At 69.6% G+C, this 1,383-nt stretch carries 1 protein-coding gene; it reads right to left on the bottom strand.

Translation table 11 applies throughout. The annotated features are described in order from the left end of the window. A partial coding sequence (locus ACWEVN_RS47895; RefSeq protein ID WP_452055717.1) for an FtsK/SpoIIIE domain-containing protein occupies nucleotides 1-1,383 on the bottom strand: 1,383 nt, incomplete at both ends.

Here is a 1,383-nt window from a genome sequence, read left to right on the forward strand (position 1 = left end):
GTCGCGGGTGTAGCCGTTGCGGTTGGCTGACTTGCCGGTGTCGGGGTCGGTGCTCCACACCTGCTTGGGCTTGACGCCGTAGGGCTTGAGCGCGGTGGCGAGGTTCTGCGTCGTCCAGCCCCGGTACTGGCCGGGCCGCAGCTCGGCGAGCCGGGTCACGATGGCGTCGGACCAGAGCTTGTCCTCGCCCCGGGCGAACACCGCGATGGTGTCGGCCAGCGGGTCCAGCCGGGCGGCCTCGACGTCGACGGCCTCGCCGGCGGCGTAGCCGGTGATGTTGCCCAGCGCTTCGCGGCGGGCGCGGGCGCCGGCGGCGATCTTCTTGGCGTCGGTGGCGTCCTTGTAGACGCTGCGCACGATCTGCGCGTCGTCGCCCTCGCCGGCGAGGTAGCCGATGCCCCGGTCGGAGCGGGCGAACATTGTGGCCCGGACACCGGACTTGTACTGCGACGTGCCGAGAACCATGTCGTTGGCCTGCTGCCCCATCACCTTGAGGCAGAACCGGAGGATGGCGTTGGCGGAGATGCCGGTGGGCCGGGATTTCGCGTCCGGGCGCTGGGTGGCCAGGATCAGCGTGATCCCCAAGGCGGGGCCGCGCTTGACCAGGTCGGTGCAGATCTCCTCCAGTTCCTCGCCGTGTTCCGGGTGCTCGAACCACACCTGGCACTCGTCGACCCCGACCACGATCGGTGCGAGCCGCAAGTCTTTGCGCGCGGCCAGTTCCGGGGTGACCTTGTTGTCCGGGCATACGGACTCGGGCAGGTTGCGGATCACCTTGGTGCGGCGGCGCATCTCGTCCCGGAGTTCTCGCATCTCGACCACCATGCGTTCGATGTCCTCGGGGTCGTCGCCGACGCCGTAGCCGTGCGCGCACTGGCTCAGCGGCGAGAGGTCGCCGGTGCCTTTGAGGTCGTAGGCGTAGAGCACTGCGCGCGGGTCCAGGGCGGCGATCAGCAGCAGTTCCCGCAGGGTGACCGTCTTGCCCATGCGCGGAACCGCACCGATCACCATGGACGCGAACATCAGCGTGATAGGCACCCAGCGGCCGCGCTGGTCCGTTCCGAACGGCTGGGCCTTGAACAGGTCGACCGTCGCGCCCGGCTTGGCCAGCGCCCACGGCTTCTGCTTGGCCTTGGACATGTCGACGTCGCCGACCCACAGCACCAACCGTCCTTCGTGGACCTTCGCGTCCCCTTCCGGCCACACGCACCCGATCTGGCGGCGCAGCGCGGAGGACAGCTCGTCGCGCTTGGCGATGATGTCGCCGGCCGTGACACCCAACGGGAGGTCGACGTCGGCGCGCCAGCCGTCGCCGTCGCGGGCGATCGGGTTCGGGAACTCGATGCGCTTGCCCTTGGCGTAGGCCTGGTTCAGGCCACCGAT

Source organism: Amycolatopsis sp. NPDC003861 (assembly GCF_053605405.1).